Source organism: Streptomonospora sediminis, from assembly GCF_054778995.1.
Window position 1 is genome coordinate 13,961 of record NZ_BAAGYZ010000049.1, and the last position, 18,605, is coordinate 32,565.

Annotated in this window: 18 protein-coding genes; 8 read left to right on the top strand and 10 right to left on the bottom strand. The window is 71.5% G+C overall.

Annotated features, from left to right (window positions below; translation table 11 throughout):
- Window positions 1-217 precede the first annotated feature (217 nt).
- Complete coding sequence (locus ACYVD5_RS11695; RefSeq protein ID WP_461001010.1) at window positions 218-1,018, top strand: carbon-nitrogen hydrolase family protein; 801 nt, start codon at window positions 218-220, stop codon at window positions 1,016-1,018.
- A gap of 222 nt (window positions 1,019-1,240) precedes the next feature.
- Window positions 1,241-1,483 carry a hypothetical protein gene (locus ACYVD5_RS11700; protein WP_461001011.1) on the top strand — a complete coding sequence of 81 codons (243 nt, stop codon included), beginning with the start codon at window positions 1,241-1,243 and terminating at the stop codon, window positions 1,481-1,483.
- 380 nt (window positions 1,484-1,863) lie between these two features.
- Here ACYVD5_RS11700 and ACYVD5_RS11705 read toward each other — a convergent pair whose 3' ends face one another.
- Both ACYVD5_RS11705 and ACYVD5_RS11710 read right to left on the bottom strand, forming a co-directional pair.
- Complete coding sequence (locus tag ACYVD5_RS11705) at window positions 1,864-3,438, bottom strand: CoA-acylating methylmalonate-semialdehyde dehydrogenase (RefSeq protein WP_461001012.1); 1,575 nt, start codon at window positions 3,436-3,438, stop codon at window positions 1,864-1,866.
- A gap of 168 nt (window positions 3,439-3,606) precedes the next feature.
- Entirely contained in the window at window positions 3,607-4,899 is a 1,293-nt protein-coding gene (locus ACYVD5_RS11710) for an aspartate aminotransferase family protein (RefSeq protein WP_461001013.1), read from the bottom strand.
- 121 nt (window positions 4,900-5,020) lie between these two features.
- Here ACYVD5_RS11710 and ACYVD5_RS11715 point away from each other — a divergent pair, with 121 nt between their 5' ends.
- The gene (locus tag ACYVD5_RS11715; protein WP_461001014.1) at window positions 5,021-6,640 is read left to right on the top strand and encodes a PucR family transcriptional regulator; all 1,620 of its coding nucleotides are present in this window, start codon (window positions 5,021-5,023) and stop codon (window positions 6,638-6,640) included.
- Window positions 6,641-6,775: 135 nt separating this feature from the next.
- Complete coding sequence (locus tag ACYVD5_RS11720) at window positions 6,776-7,261, top strand: Lrp/AsnC family transcriptional regulator (RefSeq protein ID WP_461001015.1); 486 nt, start codon at window positions 6,776-6,778, stop codon at window positions 7,259-7,261.
- Between the two features lie 70 nt (window positions 7,262-7,331).
- On the opposite strand, the gene ACYVD5_RS11725 is transcribed toward ACYVD5_RS11720, so the two are convergent.
- Together ACYVD5_RS11725 and rlmN are read right to left on the bottom strand one after the other, a co-directional pair.
- A complete protein-coding gene (locus ACYVD5_RS11725) occupies window positions 7,332-7,808 on the bottom strand; it encodes a hypothetical protein (RefSeq protein ID WP_461001016.1) in 477 nt (158 codons plus the stop codon).
- 85 nt (window positions 7,809-7,893) lie between these two features.
- Entirely contained in the window at window positions 7,894-8,991 is a 1,098-nt protein-coding gene (gene rlmN / locus ACYVD5_RS11730) for a dual-specificity RNA methyltransferase RlmN (RefSeq protein WP_461001017.1), read from the bottom strand.
- Between the two features lie 244 nt (window positions 8,992-9,235).
- On the opposite strand from rlmN, the gene ACYVD5_RS11735 reads away from it, so the two are divergent.
- On the top strand, window positions 9,236-10,321 hold the full coding sequence (locus tag ACYVD5_RS11735) for a suppressor of fused domain protein (RefSeq protein WP_461001018.1): 1,086 nt from the start codon (window positions 9,236-9,238) through the stop codon (window positions 10,319-10,321).
- Between the two features lie 36 nt (window positions 10,322-10,357).
- Here ACYVD5_RS11735 and ACYVD5_RS11740 read toward each other — a convergent pair whose 3' ends face one another.
- Window positions 10,358-10,627: a hypothetical protein gene (locus ACYVD5_RS11740; protein WP_461001019.1), complete on the bottom strand. Its 270-nt coding sequence runs from the start codon at window positions 10,625-10,627 to the stop codon at window positions 10,358-10,360.
- A gap of 155 nt (window positions 10,628-10,782) precedes the next feature.
- Here ACYVD5_RS11740 and ACYVD5_RS11745 point away from each other — a divergent pair, with 155 nt between their 5' ends.
- A complete protein-coding gene (locus ACYVD5_RS11745; protein ID WP_461001020.1) occupies window positions 10,783-11,457 on the top strand; it encodes an ArsR/SmtB family transcription factor in 675 nt (224 codons plus the stop codon).
- Window positions 11,454-12,722: an MFS transporter gene (locus ACYVD5_RS11750; protein WP_461001021.1), complete on the top strand. Its 1,269-nt coding sequence runs from the start codon at window positions 11,454-11,456 to the stop codon at window positions 12,720-12,722. The genes ACYVD5_RS11745 and ACYVD5_RS11750 overlap by 4 nt, the downstream gene beginning before the upstream one ends.
- A 104-nt stretch (window positions 12,723-12,826) precedes the next feature.
- On the opposite strand, the gene ACYVD5_RS11755 is transcribed toward ACYVD5_RS11750, so the two are convergent.
- The 5 genes from ACYVD5_RS11755 to rpsB all read right to left on the bottom strand — a co-directional run bounded on the left by ACYVD5_RS11755 (window position 12,827) and on the right by rpsB (window position 17,474).
- Window positions 12,827-13,660 carry a phosphatidate cytidylyltransferase gene (locus tag ACYVD5_RS11755; RefSeq protein WP_461001027.1) on the bottom strand — a complete coding sequence of 278 codons (834 nt, stop codon included), beginning with the start codon at window positions 13,658-13,660 and terminating at the stop codon, window positions 12,827-12,829.
- Window positions 13,661-14,016: 356 nt separating this feature from the next.
- Window positions 14,017-14,574 carry a ribosome recycling factor gene (frr, locus tag ACYVD5_RS11760; protein ID WP_461001022.1) on the bottom strand — a complete coding sequence of 186 codons (558 nt, stop codon included), beginning with the start codon at window positions 14,572-14,574 and terminating at the stop codon, window positions 14,017-14,019.
- 76 nt (window positions 14,575-14,650) lie between these two features.
- A complete protein-coding gene (gene pyrH / locus ACYVD5_RS11765; RefSeq protein ID WP_461001028.1) occupies window positions 14,651-15,376 on the bottom strand; it encodes a UMP kinase in 726 nt (241 codons plus the stop codon).
- A 180-nt stretch (window positions 15,377-15,556) separates the two neighbouring features.
- Window positions 15,557-16,393 carry a translation elongation factor Ts gene (tsf, locus tag ACYVD5_RS11770; RefSeq protein WP_461001023.1) on the bottom strand — a complete coding sequence of 279 codons (837 nt, stop codon included), beginning with the start codon at window positions 16,391-16,393 and terminating at the stop codon, window positions 15,557-15,559.
- A 130-nt stretch (window positions 16,394-16,523) separates the two neighbouring features.
- On the bottom strand, window positions 16,524-17,474 hold the full coding sequence (gene rpsB / locus ACYVD5_RS11775; protein ID WP_461001024.1) for a 30S ribosomal protein S2: 951 nt from the start codon (window positions 17,472-17,474) through the stop codon (window positions 16,524-16,526).
- 427 nt (window positions 17,475-17,901) lie between these two features.
- On the opposite strand from rpsB, the gene ACYVD5_RS11780 reads away from it, so the two are divergent.
- On the top strand, window positions 17,902-18,564 hold the full coding sequence (locus ACYVD5_RS11780) for a M23 family metallopeptidase (RefSeq protein WP_461001025.1): 663 nt from the start codon (window positions 17,902-17,904) through the stop codon (window positions 18,562-18,564).
- The last annotated feature ends 41 nt before the right edge of the window (window positions 18,565-18,605 follow it).

Here is an 18,605-nt window from a genome sequence, read left to right on the forward strand (position 1 = left end):
TCGGCCACATCCCGATTGCGCGCAGGAAGACCGGGAAATCCGCGTAACGCCCCCTGGGTGGGTCGGCGGCTGCTTCGCTGGGGACAATCAGGTCATCGGGCCGACTCGCCGTGCGGCGACCGTTCACCGGGCCGCCGGCCGCCGCAGCCGGCCACGGATACCGCGGGCCGCAAAGCACCGAAACCGCCGGAACGGCCAGAACCCAGTTGGGAGCCCCATGGTCCACGTCGCAGTAGCGCAGTTCGCCCCGGGCCAGGACAAGATGGAGAACTTGGCGGCCGCCGGCCGGCTGGTTGCCGAGGCGGCCGAACGGGGCGCGGGTGTGGTCGTGCTGCCCGAGTACGCGATGTTCACCGCGCCGCGCACCGACCGGCGGTTCGTCGAGTCGGCGGAGCCGCTGGACGGCGCCTTTGCCGGCGGCCTGTCGCGCCTGGCGGCCGAGTCGGGCGCGGTCGTGGTCGCCGGGGTCAACGAGCAGGTGCCCGGGGCCGATCGGTTCCGCAACACGCTGGTGGCCATGGCACCGGGCGGCGGTATCGCGGCCCTGTACCGCAAGCTGCACCTCTACGACGCTTTCGGGGCGGCCGAGTCCGAGGTGGTGGAACCGGGCGCCATCGAGGATCCGCAAACCTTCGAGTTGGACGGCCTGACCTTCGGACTGCAGACCTGCTATGACCTGCGCTTCCCCGAGGTCACCCGGCGCATCGCCGATGCCGGGGCCCAGGTGCTGCTACTGGCGGCGGAGTGGGTGCCGGGGCCGCTGAAGGAGGACCACTGGGACACGCTGGTGCGGGCCCGCGCGATCGAGAACACGCTCTACGTCGCCGCGGCCGGCCAGAACGCCCCCACCGGCGCGGGCAACAGCATGATCGTCGACCCGATGGGCACCCGGGTGGTCGCCCTTGGTGAGCAGACCGGAGTTGCGGTCGCGCCAATTTCAGCGGACCGCTTGACGCAAGTACGGGCCAAGAACCCCGCTCTGGACCTGCGCCGGTTCACGGTCACACCGCTGCCCTGAGCCCGAAGTGTCCGACATTTACCACCTTTACCCCCGATCGGCCCCTCGCCCATTCGCGCATCATCACGGATGGTTACTGAAGTTCGTCGCTGTGTAACAAAATTCGGCCTGGGCTATTCCGGTTGCAGACCGCTTCTGATTCAATAAGAGCCGATCACAAGCAAGCCCGCCAGACTGTCCTAAACCACGGGGGGAGCCGGGACGTTGAGCGGTCTGAGCATTATGCGCAATTCAGACGCCGAAAATACGGACACAAGCGACATTCATCTCTGCGAGTCGGGCGCATTCACTTTCGCCCAGCTCATGGGCAACGCGTGCGCCGTCTGCCACGCACGCTGGCCGCGACCGCGCCACCGGATCGGTGAGTCGCCCGACGGCGAAGAGCTACTCGGCTGCGAGGAGTGCGCCGGCTTTGCCGCCGAGCACACCTCGGCCGATCTGGAACACGTCCTGGTCGCCCACTGACAGCGGCTTCGCACCGGTGCCGGCCCAGGCACCGCGGTCTGCGAAACCGCCGCCCGATCGCCGAGGGGTCGCTCGGACGGTCGGCACGCGACTAGATGCGGGGCGCCGGTGAAGACCGGCAGTGCCCCGCCGCCCGCACGTGTCGGGTGAGAGTGGGGCGTTCCGGAGCCGGAGGAAGCCGGCCCCGGAACGCCGCCACCGCCGCGCTCAGCTTCCACGGGGGGAGGAGGGGGAGTGAGCGCGCGTAGGGGAAAGCAGCGGAGCGCCGCGGTGCCGGGGGGCGCCGCGGCGGTTCAATCTCCACCATACTGCCCGTCACGGGTTCTGGACCCTATGTAGGCGAATTTGCCTCGATCGATCCGGACGCGCGCCGCCCGCGGTCACCCGCCGGTGGGAAAACCCAGGTCCACACCGCCCGGTGCGGTACCGCCGGCCGGCCCCCGCGCACCGGCCGCACCCGCGGCACCGCCGCCCGCCGGTCCGGCCCCTCCCGCGGTCGGCCGCCAGCGGGCCGTCACCGCCTTGGTCCGGGTGTAGAAGTGCACGCCCTCGGTGCCGTGCATGTGCGAGTCGCCGAACAGGGAGTCCTTCCACCCGCCGAAGGAGTAGTAGGCCATCGGCACCGGGATCGGCACGTTGATACCGACCATGCCCACCTCGACCTCGTTCTGGAAGCGGCGCGCCGCCGCACCGTCGGCCGTGAAGATCGCCGTCCCGTTGCCGTAAGGGTTGGCGTTGACCAGTTCCAGCCCGGCGTCGAAGTCGGACACGCGCAGCATGCTCAGCACCGGCCCGAAGATCTCGTCGGTGTAGCAGCTCATCGCGGGGGTCACGTGGTCCAGCAGCGAGGGGCCCAGCCAGAATCCGTCGCCGCCGCCCGGCACCGGATGGGCCCGCCCGTCGATCGCCAGGGTCGCCCCCTCGCGCACCCCCGACTCCAGGTAGCCGGCGACCCGGTCGCGGTGTTCCCTGGTCACTAGCGGGCCCATGTCGCTGCGCTCGTCGTCGCCGGGACCCACCCGCAGCCGCTCCACCCGTTCCCTGATGCCCTCCAGCAGGTCGTCGGCAACGGCGTCGGCGGCGACCACCGCCGAGATCGCCATGCACCGCTCCCCCGCCGACCCGAAACCCGCCGAGACCGCGGCGTCGGCGGCGGCGCCGAGGTCGGCGTCGGGCAGCACCAGCATGTGGTTCTTGGCGCCGCCCAGTGCCTGCACGCGCTTGCCGGCGGCAGCGGCGGTCGCGTAGATGTAGCGGGCGATGGGCGTGGATCCGACGAAGCTGACCGCCTTGACGTCGCGGTGCTCCAGGAGCGCGTCGACTGCGGCTCGGTCGCCGTGCACCACGTTGAACACGCCGTCGGGCAGCCCGGCCTCGGCCCACAGCTCGGCCATCCGGACCGCGGCCGAGGGGTCCTTCTCGCTGGGCTTGAGCACCACGGTGTTGCCGCAGGCGATGGCCACGGGGAACATCCACATCGGCACCATGGCGGGGAAGTTGAACGGGGTGATGGCGGCGACGACGCCGAGCGGCTGCGGCACCGAGTAGGCATCGACCCGCGACGAGACGTTCTCGGAGAACCCGCCCTTGAGCAGGTGCGGGATTCCGCAGGCGAACTCGACGACCTCCAGGCCGCGCGCGACCTCGCCGGCGGCGTCGGAGACCACCTTGCCGTGCTCGGCACTGATGATGCGGGCCAGCTCGTCGGCGTTTCGGTGCACCAGTTCGCGGAACCGGAAGAGCACCGAGGTGCGGGTGGACAACGACGCGTCGCGCCAGGCGGGAAACGCCTCGCGGGCGGCGGTGACCGCGGCGCCGACCTCGGCGGGCCCGGCCAGGTCGACCGTTCCGGCCACGGCGCCGGTCGCCGGGTTGCTGATGTCGGCGCGGCGCTGTGCGGCGGCCGAGCCCGCGAACGGCTTGCCGCCGATCCAGTGGGTGACGTGCTTGCTCATTTCGGAAGACCTCAGTCCGGGTGCGGATCGTGTGTGTGGGGAGACGGCACGGGGCGGTGCGGTCGGCAGGGCGGGAGTACGTACGGCACCGCACCGCGCCCGGCGCCCGGCTCCCGCCGGGGTGGGCGGGGGCGGGCCGGCACGGAAGGTGCGGCACGGGTGCGCGGATCAGCGCGCCTGGGCGTCGACCTCGGTCAGGGCCTCGACCAGGATGTCGCGGGCCTCGCGCACGTCGGACTCCGCAACGGTCAGCGGCGGCGCGGCCCGCAGCACGTTGCCGCGCAGCCCGCCCTTGCCGATCAGCAGTCCGCGGCGCCGGGCCGCCTCCAGCACAGCGGCGGCCAGTTCGGGCGAGGGCGCGCCGGTGCCGGGGTCGACCATGTCGACCGCGTACATCAGGCCCTTGCCGCGCACCGCGCCCACCGCGTCCAGTCGGGTGAGCGGGCGCAGCCCGTCGAGCACGATCGGACCGAGCCGGGCGGCGTTGGCCTGCAGGTCGTGGTCGAGCACATAGTCGAGGGTGGCGTTGGCCGCGGCCATGGCAACGGGGTTGCCGCCGAAGGTGGAGACGCCGTTGGCGGTCAGGCCGTCCATCAACTCGCCCCGCGCCACGACCCCGCCGACCGCGAACCCGTTGCCCAGGCCCTTGGCGAACGTGATCGCGTCGGGGGTGACCCCGTGCTCGCTGATGCCCCAGAATCCGGTGCCGGTGCGCCCCCACCCGGTCTGCACCTCGTCGGAGATGAACAGCACGCCCTCCTCGTCGAGGACCTCCTTGTAGGCGGCGAACAGCCCCGGCGGCGGCATGGTGAACCCGCCGACGCCCTGCACGGGCTCGGCGATCAGGCAGGCTACGCCGCCCGCGGTGGCGGTGGCCAGCACGTCGCGCAGGTCGGCCACGCAGGCGTCGACGTAGTCGGCGTCGGACATGCCGCGGAAGGCCGGGGCGTCGCGGTCGGTGCCGTGCAGGTAGTGCACGTTCAGCGGCGACAGCGCGGAATTCTTCCAGCCGCGGTTGCCGGTGACGGCGACCGTGCCGTAGGAGCGGCCGTGGTAGCTGTTGCGCAGCGCCAGTGCCTGATCGCCGCCGCGGGCGCAGGTGGCCAGCAGCAGGGCGGTCTCGTTGGCCTCGGTCCCGGAGTTGGTGAAGAAGACCTTTGCGTCGGGGATCCCGGAGAGCCGGGCGATCTTCTCGGCGAGTTCGACTTGGCCCCGCAGCAGGTACAGGGTGGAGGTGTGCACGACGCCGGTGGCGATCTGGCGTTCCACGGCTTCGCGGACCTCGGCCACGTCGTAGCCGAGCATGTTGGTGAGGATGCCGGCGAAGAAGTCGAGGTAGGTGTTGCCGTCGGCGTCGGTGACGCGGACACCCTTGCCGCCGGCGATCTCGATGGGTGCGTCGTAGTAGAGGGCGAGCCACGAGGGCATGACAGCGCGGTGGCGAGCGAGCAGTTCCGACATGACCTCAGTCTCACTCCCGGCGGCGCCGGGCCGCCAGCACCACAGTGTCGGTATCGCACGGCTGTGATTGACAAAGTGTTACCCGAGGCTGAGAAGTCCGCGCAGTTCTAGACTGGGGGCTGTGCTGCCCACCCTCGCCGACGTGCTCGAATTCCCGGCCGTCCAGCGTGCGCGCCCGCGCGTCGTCGTCGGCGGCGACCGGCTCGACGTTGCCGTGCGGTGGGTGCACATCGCCGAGGTCACCGATCTGGCCCATTTGCTGCGCGGCGGCGAGCTTGTGCTCACGACCGGTATCGCGATGCCCGACGATCCCGAGTCCTTGCAACGCTACATCGACGGCCTCGCTTCGGCGGGGGTCGCCGGAATCGCCGTTGAGTTGGGCCGCAAGTACCGTTCGCAGCTGCCCGCCGAGCTCCTGCGCCCGGCGCGGGCGGCCGGCATCTGCGTGATCGTCCTGGAGCGCGAGGCGCGGTTCGTCGAGATCACCGAGGCCGTGCACATCCGCGTGGTCAATCAGCAGCTTGAGGAGCTGCGCGAGTCCGAGCGCCTGCACGAGGTGTTCACCGAGCTTTCGGTCGAGGGTGCGCGGCCGGCCCGCGTACTGCGGGAGGTCGCCGAACTTTCGGGCTGCCCGGTGGTGCTGGAGAACCTCGCCCACCAGGTGCTGGTGTGCGACCTCAACGGCGAGGACCCGGGCCGGCTGCTGGCGTCGTGGGAGACCCGCTCGCGCGGGGTGCGGGTGAACGGGCGCACGCAGCACGACTCCCCCACCGGCTGGCTGGTGACCATGGTCGGCGCACGCGGGCAGGACTGGGGCCGGCTGATCCTGATCACGGGGGCGGCGCCCACCGGCCGCCAGACCATGCTGATCGAGCGGGCGGCCACCACGCTGGCGCTGGGGCGGCTGCTGGAGCGCCACCAGGAGAGCCTGGAGCGCCAGACCCACCGCACCATCATCGCCGGGATCATCGACCGCGCCTACTCCGATCCCGAGGAGGCGCTGGTGCGCGCCCGCGCGGTGGGTGTCCCGCTCGCCGGGCGTCCGCTGGCCGGGCTGGTGCTGCGGCTGCGCGATCCGGGCACCGGGCTGGCCGCCCAGGCGCGGCTCGCCGATACCGCCGAGGGGGTGGCCCGCGCCTGCCGCGCGCTGCGGCTGACGGCGCTGGTGGGCTCGATCGACGACATGCGGGTGGGTGTGCTGCTGGCGGTTCCCGCCGGGGGGACCCTGGAACAGCACCTGAACCGGCTGGCCGAGGGGATCCGCGAGCGGGTCGGCACGCAGTCGGTGCTGGCTGCGGGCTCCACCGCCGAGACCATCCGCGATGTGCGCAGGTCGTTCCTTGAGGCGCGGCAGGTGGGCGACGTCGCGCTGCACCAGCACGGCGACGACGGCGGGCGCGCCTTCTACCGCCTGCCCGACCTGCACCTGCGGGGGCTGCTGCACCTGTTCCGCGACGACGAGCGGCTGCAGACCTACGTCGAGCGGGAGCTGGGTCCGCTGCTGGACTACGACGCCCGCCACGGCAGCGATCTCACCGACATGTTGCGCGGCTACCTCGCCGCCGGGCGCAACAAGGCGCAGGCCGCGTCCAACGCCCACCTGTCGCGGCCCGCCTTCTACGAGCGGCTGCGCCGTATCTCCCACGTGCTGGAGGCCGATCTCGACTCGGTCGAGACCTGCCTTTCACTGCATGTGGCGCTACTGTCGTTGGATTCGGTCCGCGGCAGGCTGTCGTCCTGAGTTTCGCCGGCACCGACACCCCAGGAGCACACAATCACCCGAGTACACTAAATCAGTTGGATCGATCCCAGAATCCCGCTGATTCAGTAGCGTATTGGTGTAAATTCAACTCTTTAATGCCAACCGGAGGACCCTGTGACCGACCACGCTGATACGGCGCCGGCCGCTCGGAAGAACGCCCACCTGGATGCGACGGCCAAACGCATCATCGAGCAGTTGCAGCAGGACGGTCGGCGTTCCTACGCCGCCATCGGCAAGGCGGTGGGCCTTTCGGAGGCGGCCGTGCGCCAGCGCGTCCAGCGGCTGCTGGAGGCCGGGGTCGTCCAGGTCGTCGGAGTCACCGACCCGATGATGCTGGGCTTCAGCCGCCAGGCCATGATCGGGGTGCGCTCCAACGGCGACCTCACCGCCGTGGCCGACGAAATCTGCGAGCTCGACGGGGTCGACTACGTCGTGGTCACCGCCGGGTCCTTCGACATCCTCGTCGAGGTGGTGGCCGCCGACGACGAGCAGTTGCTGGCGCTGCTCAGCGCCATCCGCGCGGTTCCGACCGTCACCGGCACCGAGACGTTCCTGTACCTGAAGCTGCGCAAGCAGATCTACTCCTGGGGCACCCGCTGAGCGGCGGCGGGACGGCGGGACCGGCGGGCCCGCGCTGCAGGCGCCGCGGCCCGCCGGATAAGCGGCCGCTCTACAGGACCGAGAGCGCAAACCCCGGCGCGTAGACCAGCACGGCAAAGCGCACCGTGCGGGTCACAAAGGTCACCGCGAGGAACACCGCCAGCCGCATGCGCAGGGTGCCCGCCAGCACCGCCACGAACATGAACGGCGGGATGCTGGTCAGCGAGCTGAAACCCACCAGCCCCGCCGTCCACACCGGCCGCCCCTCGGCCTTGACGCGCAGCCGCTCGATCCGCTGGGCCCAGCGCGAAGGGGTCTCGGCGCGACGGGTGAGCCAGGGGATGTTCAGCGCCCCGCGTCCTATGTAGAAGTACAGGATCTTGGCAACGGTCTGGCCGATTCCGGCCGCCACCGCCATGGCGAACAGCAACCCGCCGCCGAGCGTGCCCATACCCACCAGGTACAGCTCCACATTGAGCACCGGAACCAGTGCCGAAGCAGCCCCGAAGAGAAACGCCAGCACGGTCTGGGTCACGGACGCGGACACGGTCACGGGTTGCTCCGGTTACCGCAGTCCGGCCGCGCCGGTGCGGAAGGGTCGGGGGCCCGGGTGCGGTGCCCGGTTCCGGCGGCTAGTTTTCGGCGGCCGCGAGCTGGCCGCAGGCGCCGTCGATCTCCTGGCCCCGGGTGTCGCGGACGGTGACCGGGACTCCGTGGGATTCGAGGCGGCGCACGAACTCGCGCTCGTCCTCGGGGCGCGAGGCGGTCCACTTGGACCCGGGGGTCGGGTTCAGCGGGATCAGGTTGACGTGGACCAGGTGTCCCCTGAGCAGTTCGCCCAGCAGGTCGGCCCGCCAGGCCTGGTCGTTGATGTCGCGGATCAGAGCGTACTCGATGGAGACGCGGCGGCCGGTGGTACCGGCGTAGCGCCACGCGGCGTCGAGCACCTCGTCGACCTTCCAGCGGTTGTTCACCGGAACGAGTTCGTCGCGCAGCTCGTCGTCGGGGGCGTGCAGCGAGATCGCCAGCCGGACCTGCAGGCGCTCGGCGATCAGTTTCTCGATCGCGGGCACCAGGCCCACGGTCGAGACGGTGACACCGCGCTGGGACATGCCCATGCCGCCGGGCACCGGGTCGGTCATCCGGCGGACCGAGTCGAGCACGCGCCGGTAGTTGGCCAGCGGCTCGCCCATCCCCATGAACACGACGTTGCTGATGCGCCCGGGCCCGCCCTCGACATCGCCGCGCGCGAGATCGCGGGCGACCGAGACCACCTGGTCCACGATCTCGCCGGTGGAGAGGTTGCGGGTGAGGCCGTTCTGCCCGGTGGCGCAGAACGGGCAGTTCATCCCGCAGCCGGCCTGGGAGGAAACGCACAGGGTGGCGCGGTCGGGGTAGCGCATCAGCACGGACTCGAACATCACACCGTCGAAAGCGCGCCACAGTGTCTTGCGGGTCATCCCGTTGTCGCAGGTGACATGGCGCACCGGCGTGAGCAGCCGCGGCAGCAGCGCCTCGCCGAGCCGGTCGCGGACCTCGCTGGGCAGATCGGTCATGGCGGCGGTGTCGGACTCCAGCCGGCCGAAGTAGTGCTGGGCGATCTGCTTGGCGCGGAACGGTTTCTCGCCGAGCTCGGTGACGGCGCCGGAGCGCTGGTCGGGACTGAGGTCGGCGAGATGGCGGGGCGGCGCGGCCCTGCGGGGCGCGGCAAAGGTGAGCTCGGCAGGCATGGGTGTCCAAGGCGGATCGGAGGCGGGCTGCAGCCGGAGACGGGACCGGCGATGCACGGTACTTTAGGGGCCTATACGGCCAAGCACGACGGAAGCCGTGGTACCGACGGCGCTGCCCGGTCGGGCACTACGGTTCATACTATGCGGCGCTCACGCGGCGCCGTCCGGTGGCGGGCCCGCCGCACCCCCTGCGGCATCCGCCGCACCCCGTGGCACGAACCGCCGACAGCGACAAGGAGGGCAGGTGGCCGGAGCTCGCGTCCTCCTCGACCAGTTCAGCCCCTACCGCAGCCGCCGCGTCATCGTCGAGCACGACTCCCGCACCACGGCCGCCTACCTCCTCGACGCCCGCGGCGACATCCGGGTGCCGGTATGGCTGGCCAACCACGAGATGGCGCCGGAGTCCAGCGACCCCGAAGGCCTGTACCGCGGCCAGGCGCCACTGATGCCGGCCGCGCAGACCAAGCACCCGCAGGGCCGCTCCCCCTTCGACGAGTCCGCACTGCGGGCGGTGTGGTTCGAGGAGGGCGACGGTGTCGCGCTCCTCGACGACGACGGCCTGCTGGCGATCATCCCGGGCTGGGCCGAGGCCGACAGCGGCCTGCCCGGCTACGCCCGCGAGGCCATCGGCCGCAGCCCCTACGCCTGGGCGCTGGACCCGGTGGCCGCACAACTGTGGCCGCGGGTGGTCCACGCCGAGGCCTACTGGGACTGGCGCGCCGCCCCCAACGCCTGGCGCAGCGTGCAGCGGACCGTGTTCAACCACCTCACCCGCACGGTCGGCCCCGCCGGGCACTACTGGGACGTCTCCGACGGCCACGCGCCGCTGATCCGGGTCTCCGAACGCCCGCCCGCCGAGGACCGCCCCTACACGGTGCTCAGCACGGTGGGCATGTGCGGCCAGCGCATGCCCACGCTCGACCGCTACATGGCCGACACCTCCGCCCACGCCCGCATCGAACTGGCGCTGGCCACCACCACCCAGGCCCACGTCGCCGCACGCATCTTCCGCTGGATCGGGGCGTTCCCCTGGCGGGCGGTGACCTGGTTCGGCGCCGGGCACAGCGTCAAGTGGCTGGACAATCCCGAGGACACCGCCATGCGCGGCAGCAGCGCAGCGGTACTGCTGGTGGCCGACCCCGCACCGTTGACCGGGACCTCCGGGCTGCTGCCACCCGACACCTCCGGGCTGACCTTCCACGGCGACCCGGTCACCTGGTTGTGGATCGTCCCGATCACCCGGCCCGAACACCTCTTCGCCAAGGAGCACGACTCGGCGACACTCATCGACAAACTCGCCGCCGAGGGCCGCAGCTGGATCCTGGGCTGAGCGCACCGGCCCGTGCGACCCGCACGGGCGGCACGGCTACGACGCCCAGCGCTGCGAAACGACCTCGTCGATGAGGTCGGAGACCGCGTTGTAGGTGTGGGTCTGGTTGAACTCCGCCGCACCGGCGCCCAGGGCGAACGGGGCGACATCGGCGTCGGTCAGGCCCACCTCGTAGCCGTGCGCGGTCGTGACCCGGTGCACGCGGCCCTCGGGCGTGTGCTCGGTGCTGTGGTAGTCGATGATCTTCAGCCCGGCCAGATCCATCAGGATCCGGCCGAGGGTGTCGCGGGGCGGCCAGGATTCCATGAACTCTCCTCGCGTGGTCCTGCCCCCAGCGTGCCAGTGCGGGCACGCTCCGGGAGGGGAGTCGGCGCAATCGGTCCGGCATCGGCACCGACCGCCGAACACTACCGCCAAATAACTCTTTGACGGTTGCCCCGGGGGTACCTAAGGTGATCGCCATGCCTGCGCCCCCGGAAGAACCGCCCGATCGGCCCCAGCCGCCCCAGCCGCCCGACCCGACCGGCACGACCGAACCCGCCGATCCCGGCCTCGCCGGGCTGCGGCTGCTCGCCCACCCCCTGCGGCTGCGGCTGCTGTCCCTGCTCACCGGCTGCCCGATGAGCGCCGCCGAAGCGGCCCGCGAACTCGGCGAGACTCAGGCCAACACCAGCTACCACCTGCGCCGGCTGCACGAGGGCGGGCTGCTGGAGATCGCCGAGGAGGTGAACGTCTCGGGCGGGCGCGCGCGGCGCTACCGGCACGACCCCGAAAGCGGACCCGCCGCCCTGAACAGGCCCGACGCCACCGGCCAGGACCACCGGCAGGTCGCCGCCGCCCTTGCCGCCGAACTACAGCGCCGCACCGCCCGGCGCCGCCCGGACGACCCCGGCCACCTCACCGACGCCGAGGTGTGGATCGACCCCGGCGAATGGCAGCGGCTGGTCGAGGCGGCCGCCGATATCGCCGCGCGGCTGCACGCCGCCGCCCGGCCCCCGCACACCCCCGGAACGGTCCCAACCAGCAGCACCCTGGTCATGTTCGAGCTGGCCGGGCCCGATCCGGCCACCGGTCCCGGGAGCGGAGCCGCAACCGGACCCGCCACCGGAGGCGGCGCCGGCGGGCAGCACCCGTGAGCGCCGCGGGCGGACCCGAGGCCGGCGCAGACCCGTCCGGCGAGGAGCGCGCGGACCACTCGGTCCCGGGCATCCGGGCACCGCTGCGCTACCGGGATTTCCGCGGGTTGGCGGCCGGGCGGGGCCTGATGTACCTCGGCAACGCGCTGGCAACCGTCGCCCTGGCCTTCGCCGTGCTCGACCTCACCGGGTCGCCGGTGCACCTGGGCCTGGTGCTGGGCGCCCGGTCGGCGGCGCTGGTGGTCTTCGCGCTGTTCGGCGGTGTCCTCGCCGACCGGTTGCCGCGCGCGGTCATCCTGCAGGGGGCGTGCGCGCTGGCGGCGGCGTCGCAGGCCGCCATCGCCGCGAGCGTGCTGACCGGCTACGCCTCCGTACCGCTACTGGCGGCGCTCAGCGTGGTCAACGGCGCGGTGGCGGCCGTGGGCATGCCCGCCGCCGTCTCGCTGACGCCGCAGACCGTACCCCCGCACCTGCTGCGCCAGGCGAACGCGCTGGCCCGGATGGCGATGATGCTCGGCATGGCCGTGGGCATGTCGGCCGGCGGCGGGGCGGTGGGGGTCGCAGGGCCGGGGTGGTCGCTGGCCGCCAACGCCGCGGTCTTCGCCGCGGCAGGAGCGGCCTTCCACTTCGTGCGGGCCGCACCGGCCGCCGCAGGTGTGCGGTCCCACCCGCTGCGCGAACTCGCCGAAGGATGGACCGAGTTCACCGCGCGGCCGTGGGTGTGGGTCGTGGTGCTGCAGTTCATGGTCGTCAACGCGGTCTGGTCGGGCGGGGTCAAGGTACTCGGCCCCGCCATCGCCGACGCCTCCATCGGGCGCGGCGCGTGGGGACTCGTGCTCTCCGCGGAGACGGTGGGCGCCCTGGTCGGCGGGCTGCTGGCGGCACGCCGGCAGCCCCGCCGGGCCCTGCTGTTCGGGGTATCGCTGACGGCGCTGGACGCCCTGCCGCTGGTCACGCTGGGCTACGCACCGACGGTGCCGCTCCTGCTGCCCGCGATGTTCCTGACCGGGGTGGCGCTGGAGCAGTTCGGTGTCGCCTGGGAGGTATCGATGCAGCAGAACATCCCGCCCGAGAAACTGGCGCGGGTCTACTCCTACGACGCGTTGGGGTCCTTTGTCGCGCTGCCCATCGGCGAGACCGCGGCCGGACCGATGGCCGCGCTGGTGGGTGTCCGCCCTGCGCTGACGGGCGGGGCCGTACTCATCGTGCTGGCCTGTCTGGCGGCGCTCAGCGTCCCGAGCCTGCGCCGACTCACCACTCACTGACCGGGCACCGCCGCCTGCCCGCCGCGGGCCGCATGGGGCGGGCGCGGCGGCGGGCGGCGGCCGGCCCGGCGCGAACCGGGCCGGCCCTCAGCGGCGCAAAACGGTCAGGGCACCAGCAGGCTCAGCACGACCCAGGCGACCGGGCCGGCGATCAGCAGCGAGTCGACGCGGTCCAGCAGCCCGCCGTGGCCGGGCATGAACCGCCCCATGTCCTTGACGCCCAAGTCGCGCTTGAGCAGGGACTCGATCAGGTCGCCGAGGGTAGCGGCCAGCACCATGGCCACACCGAGCACCGCGCCCGCCCACACCGGGCCGTCCAGCATCAGCGCAACGGTCAGCCCGCCCACGAGCATGCAGGCCGCCACCGAGCCGGCGAAGCCCTCCCACGTCTTGTTCGGGCTGATCACGGGCGCCATCTTGTGCCGACCCATGAGGATCCCGGCGAAATAGCCGCCGATGTCGCTGCTGATCGTGACGAGGATGAACGCCACCAGCCGCTCCTGGCCGTCGCCGGGGGTGGCGATCAGCAGCAGCCAGGTACCGAGCAGGAAGGGGATGTACAGCAGGGTGAGCAGGTTCGCGCCGACATCGCGGACGTATCCGTCGGCACCGTCGCGCAACCGCCACGACAGCGCGGCGATGGCCGTGAGCGCGGTGGCGCCGGTCAGCCACTCCGCCCCGCCGAAGTAGGCGCACACCTGCATCGCCACACCGCCCGCGACCAGCGGCCACAGCGCGAGGCGGATGCCCCGGGCCGCCATGACCCGGCTCAGTTCACGCAGGCAGATGAGCGTCGCCGCCGACGTGATGGCCACGAAAACGGCCGAGAAGGGGTAGATCGATAACAGGACCAGTGCGCCCAGCGCCACACCGCTGGCGATGGCCACTGGAAGGTTGCGTCCGGTGCGCACGGGTTCGCCATCGGGCTTGTGCAGCACAAAACGCTGCCGGGAGTCCTCGGCGGAACCGCCGTCGCCCTCGGCGCCGCCGTCGGCGGCAGGACCGGACGGTGTCCCGTCTCCGCCGGACGGAGGGCCGCCGGCCGAAGATCCGTCGGAAGCGCCGCCATTGGCCGGTGACTCGCCGGAGGCGGCACCAGTGGAGGAGGAACCGTCCGAGGCGGCGCCCCCGGACGGAAAACCGCCGTTCAGCGGGTGCTGGTGCGGGTGCGCACCGCCGGGGTCGCCCACCGCCCCGGCACCGTCAGCCGCGCCGGGGCCGGCAGGCTGCGGCGGGTCGATCCGCCCGTGGTCGCCGTCCTGCTCGGACCCGGGCTCTATGAACGTCACAGGAGCTAGACCTCAAGCAGTTCGGATTCCTTTTGCTTCAGCAGCTCATCGATCTCCGCGACGTACTTGTGCGTGATCTCTTCAAGCTCTTCCTGCGCCCGGTGGCCTTCGTCCTCACCGATGTCGCCGGCCTTGACGGCCTTGTCGAACGAGTCCTTGGCGTGGCGGCGGATGTTGCGGATGGACACCCGCGAATCCTCGGCCTTGCTGCGGACCACCTTGACGTACTCCTTGCGGCGCTCCTCGGACAGGTCCGGGAACACGACCCGGATGACGTTGCCGTCGTTGGCCGGGTTCACCCCGAGGTCGCTGTCGCGGATGGCCTTCTCAACCGCCTGCATCGACGACTTGTCGAACGGCGATACGACCACCATCCGCGGTTCGGGGACCGAGAACGACGCGAGCTGGTTGATAGGAGTCTGGGCGCCGTAGTACTCGGCCGTGATCTTGTTGAACGTCGCCGGGCCCGGACGGCCCGTGCGGATCGCGGCGAAGTCCTCCTTGGCGACCCCGACGGCCTTCTCCATCTTCTCCTCTGCTTCGAGGAGGGTCTCTTCGGTCATTGGGGCTCCCGTGTGTCGCTTCAGTCCAGTTGTCGGGCTGTCGGAGGTCGGCGCCGTGGCAGTGTCGGTACCGGTGTCAGTGGTCGGCCGGGCACACGATGGTGCCGATCTTCTCGCCCCGCACCGCGCGGACGATGTTGCCCTTGCCCATCAGATCGAAAACCACGATGGGCAGGCCGTTGTCCATGCACAGGCTCACTGCGGTGGCGTCCATGACCTTGAGGCCGCGGGTCAGCACCTCGTTGTACTCCAGGCGGTCGAACTTGACCGCGGCGGGATTGCGGTGCGGGTCGGAGTCGTAGACCCCGTCGACCTGGGTTCCCTTGAGCACGGCCTGCGCACCGATCTCCAGGGAGCGCTGGGCGGCCGTGGTGTCGGTCGAGAAGAACGGCGCGCCCAGGCCCGCTCCGAAGATGACGACACGGCCCTTTTCCAGATGGCGGACCGCACGGCGCGGAATGTAGGCCTCGGCCACCTGGCTCATATGGATCGAGGTCTGCACACGGGTCTCGACACCCTGGCGCTCCAGGAAGTCCTGCAGCGCAAGGCAGTTGATGACGGTGCCCAGCATCCCCATGTAATCGGCGCGGCCGCGTTCCATACCGCGGTCGGACATCGCCGCGCCGCGGAACATGTTGCCGCCGCCGACGACCACGGCGACCTCGATGCCTTCGCCAACGGCTGCGGCGATCGACTCGGCGAGGTACTCCACTACGGCGGCGTCGATACCGAGGTCATCACCGCCCGCGAATGCCTCCCCGGACAGCTTCAGTACGACACGGCTCCAGCCAGAGTCGTGCATGGCTGGGCCTTCCGCGGCGGTACCGCCTTCGGAATCCGACACGGCGCTCGGCCTCCTTCTGTTCCCCCGAGTGGTATTGCGGTGCGGGACGGCCGATCCTCCGCCGGTCCGATCCCCGCCTGATCCACCGAAGGTGCCGGGGTGGCGCGCACCCCGACACCTCCATCATGTCAAACCCGACTAGGACTGGCCGACTTTGAAGCGCTCGAAGCGGCGCACGGTGACGCCGGCTTCGTCGACGATCTGCTGGACCGTCTTCTTGTTGTCCTTCACGAAGGGCTGGGCGAGTAGGGTGGCGTCCTTGAAGAAGCCGTTCACCCGGCCTTCGATGATCTTGGGCAGGGCCTGCTCCGGCTTGCCTTCCTCGCGGGCGGTCGCCTCGGCGATCCGGCGCTCTTCGGCGACGGTCTCGTCGGGGACATCGTCCTTGCCGACGTAGGACGGCGCGAGCGCGGCGATCTGCTGGGCGACGTCCTTGCCCACCTCGGCGTCGGCCTTGTCCAGCTCGACGAGCACACCCATGGTCGGGGGCAGGTCGGGGTCGGACTTGTGCAGGTAACTGGCGATGTAGGCGCCCTCGTACCGGGCGAAGCGGCGCAGTTCCAGCTTCTCGCCGATGACGGCGCTGCGCTCCTCGATCACGGTCTGCACGGTCTTGCCGTCGGCGAACTCGCTGTTGGCGAGCGCGCCGAGGTCCTCAGCGCTGCTGGAGGCGACGAAGTCGGCGATCTCGGCGGCCAGCTGCTGGAACTGCTCGTTCTTCGCGACGAAGTCGGTCTCGCAGCCGAGCTCGACCAGCACGGCGAATGTGTCGCTGTCCTGCTTCAGCACGACCAGGCCGTTGGTGGTGGAGCGCTCGGCGCGCTTGCCGACCGACTTGGCGCCTTTGACCCGCAGGAACTCGACGGCCTTGTCGTAGTCGCCGTCGCTCTCCTCCAGCGCCTTCTTGCAGTCCATCATGCCCGCGCCGGTCGCGTCACGGAGCTTCTTGACGTCAGCGGCGGTGTAGTTCGCCATAGCTGTTTCTCTAATTCCCTCGGTGGTCTCGACGGGGTCTCACCGGGCCCGGGGCCGCACCTGCACCCCGGGGCCCGGAATGGCCCCCGCGCCGGTCGGGCGCGGGGGCCGGGCGATCGCCTGGGCGGCGTCAGGCCTCTTTGGAGCCCTCGGCCTCGGCCGCGGGGGCCTCGGACGCGGCGGGGACCTCGGCCGGGGTTTCCTCAGCGGCCGCAGCCGGCGCGGTCTCCTCGGCGGCGGCCGGGGCCTCGGCCGGCGCGGCCTGCTCCGGTGCGGCCTCGGCTGCCGGGGTCTCGGCGGCGGTCTCGCCCTTCTCCAGCAGCTCGCGCTCCCAGTCGGGCAGCGGCTCGTCGCCGGTCTTCTCGGCGCCGGCGGGAGCCGAAGCACCCGAACGGGCGAGCACGCCGTCGGCGACCGCGTCGGCGACCACGCGGGTGAGCAGGCTGACGCTGCGGATGGCGTCGTCGTTGCCCGGGATCGGGTAGTCGACCTCGTCGGGGTCGCAGTTGGTGTCCAGGATCGCCACGACCGGGATGCTCAGCTTGCGGGCCTCGCTGATCGCGATGTGCTCCTTCTTGGTGTCCACGATCCACACCGCGCTGGGCACGCGGGCCATGTCGCGGATACCGCCGAGCGTGCGCTCCAGCTTCTCCTTCTCGCGGCGCAGCCCGAGCAGCTCCTTCTTCGTGAGCCCCGAGGCGGCGACGTCGTCGAAGTCGATCTCCTCAAGCTCCTTCAGGCGCTGAAGCCGCTTGTGGACCGTGGAGAAGTTGGTGAGCATGCCACCCAGCCAGCGCTGGTTGACGAACGGCATCCCCACGCGGCGGGCCTGCTCGTCGATGGCCTCCTGCGCCTGCTTCTTGGTGCCGACGAAGAGGATGGTGCCGCCGTGGGCGACCGTCTCCTTGACGAACTCGTAGGCGCGGTCGATGTAGGCCAGCGACTTCTGCAAGTCGATGATGTAGATGCCGTTGCGCTCGGTGAAGATGAAGCGCTTCATCTTCGGGTTCCAGCGGCGTGTCTGGTGCCCGAAGTGCACGCCGCTTTCGAGCAGCTGACGGATGGTCACGACAGTGGCCATGACTCGGTCCTCCTCGTGTGGCGGGATGGCCCCGCCCCGGTTGTTTCCTGACGCCCCGACCGCTCCGCCGCGCCGCCGCAGGCGGCTCGGACCGTGGGAGCGGCCCCTTGCATGGAAGGCACGTGAGGCGTGCGTATTGGTCGGCTCATGTTGAGCCTGATGGAATTCTAGCTGCCATCGCGGTGCGCCGGTGCCTACCGACGGACGCCCGCCGGTGTCAAGGACCGGAACACGCCGACTCACGCGCCCGCAAGCCGGTCGGTGACCGACCGGTGGCTGACGGGTTGCGGGGCCGGCGCGTCGGATTGGGTCCGCTGCAGGAGCGTGTCCGCGCGCCGGAGCGGGCGCGCGCTCGCGGCGGCGCCCGGCCGTCCACAGGGTGCGAACCGGGCTGGCGGCCCGGCTGCCGTCACCGCAGGCTGGAGGAATGCAGCTTCGCCGCCTGTTCCCGCTCCCCCGCACCTCTGCGCCCCCCGCTCACCGGGGCAGGTCGGCCCTGCCCGCCCGCGCCGGCCCGGCCCTGCGCCGCCTGGCCGCGCTCGCGCTGGTGGCGCTGGTGGTGCCGGTGGTGCAGGCGCTGGTGGTACCGCCAACGCTGCCGGCGCCGCTGGCAAACCCGCCCGCGATGGCCGAACCGCGGCGGAACCCGCCGGCGGTGGCGGCCGCGGGCGCGGGCGCGCGGGAGTGGCGAACGCCTCTACCGCGGCAGCCGCACGTCCTGCGCCCCTTCGACCCCCCGATCGAGCGCTGGCTGCCGGGTCACCGCGGCACCGACCTCTTGGCCGAACCCGGCGCCGAGATCCGCGCCGCCGGAAACGGCCGGGTGGCCTTTGCCGGCACCGTCGCCGGAACAGGGGTCCTCAGCATCGCCCACGGTCCACTGCGCACCACCTACCTGCCGGTCGTGCCGCAGGTCGAACAGGGCCGGCGCGTCACAACAGGCGAGGTTGTCGCCACCCTCGCATCCCGGCCCCGCCACTGCGGCCCGCACCCGTGCCTCCACTGGGGCCTGCGGCACGGCCGCACGTACTTGGATCCACTCGCACTGCTGGGTTTGGGGACGATTCGGCTACTGCCCGGCCCGGGATAGCGCGCACAGCGGTGGTGGCGGCGGTGGGGGGTGGGGGCGGG

What these genes read in the sequence shown, in the direction of transcription:
- ACYVD5_RS11695 (WP_461001010.1), top strand. Translation starts at nt 218, where the DNA reads ATGGTCCACGTCGCAGTAGCGCAGTTCGCCCCGGGCCAGGACAAGATG.
- ACYVD5_RS11700 (WP_461001011.1), top strand. Translation starts at nt 1,241, where the DNA reads ATGCGCAATTCAGACGCCGAAAATACGGACACAAGCGACATTCATCTC.
- ACYVD5_RS11705 (WP_461001012.1), bottom strand. Translation starts at nt 3,438, where the DNA reads ATGAGCAAGCACGTCACCCACTGGATCGGCGGCAAGCCGTTCGCGGGC.
- ACYVD5_RS11710 (WP_461001013.1), bottom strand. Translation starts at nt 4,899, where the DNA reads ATGTCGGAACTGCTCGCTCGCCACCGCGCTGTCATGCCCTCGTGGCTC.
- rlmN (WP_461001017.1), bottom strand. Translation starts at nt 8,991, where the DNA reads ATGCCTGCCGAGCTCACCTTTGCCGCGCCCCGCAGGGCCGCGCCGCCC.
- ACYVD5_RS11740 (WP_461001019.1), bottom strand. Translation starts at nt 10,627, where the DNA reads ATGGAATCCTGGCCGCCCCGCGACACCCTCGGCCGGATCCTGATGGAT.
- ACYVD5_RS11745 (WP_461001020.1), top strand. Translation starts at nt 10,783, where the DNA reads ATGCCTGCGCCCCCGGAAGAACCGCCCGATCGGCCCCAGCCGCCCCAG.
- frr (WP_461001022.1), bottom strand. Translation starts at nt 14,574, where the DNA reads ATGACCGAAGAGACCCTCCTCGAAGCAGAGGAGAAGATGGAGAAGGCC.
- pyrH (WP_461001028.1), bottom strand. Translation starts at nt 15,376, where the DNA reads ATGCACGACTCTGGCTGGAGCCGTGTCGTACTGAAGCTGTCCGGGGAG.
- tsf (WP_461001023.1), bottom strand. Translation starts at nt 16,393, where the DNA reads ATGGCGAACTACACCGCCGCTGACGTCAAGAAGCTCCGTGACGCGACC.
- rpsB (WP_461001024.1), bottom strand. Translation starts at nt 17,474, where the DNA reads ATGGCCACTGTCGTGACCATCCGTCAGCTGCTCGAAAGCGGCGTGCAC.
- ACYVD5_RS11780 (WP_461001025.1), top strand. Translation starts at nt 17,902, where the DNA reads ATGCAGCTTCGCCGCCTGTTCCCGCTCCCCCGCACCTCTGCGCCCCCC.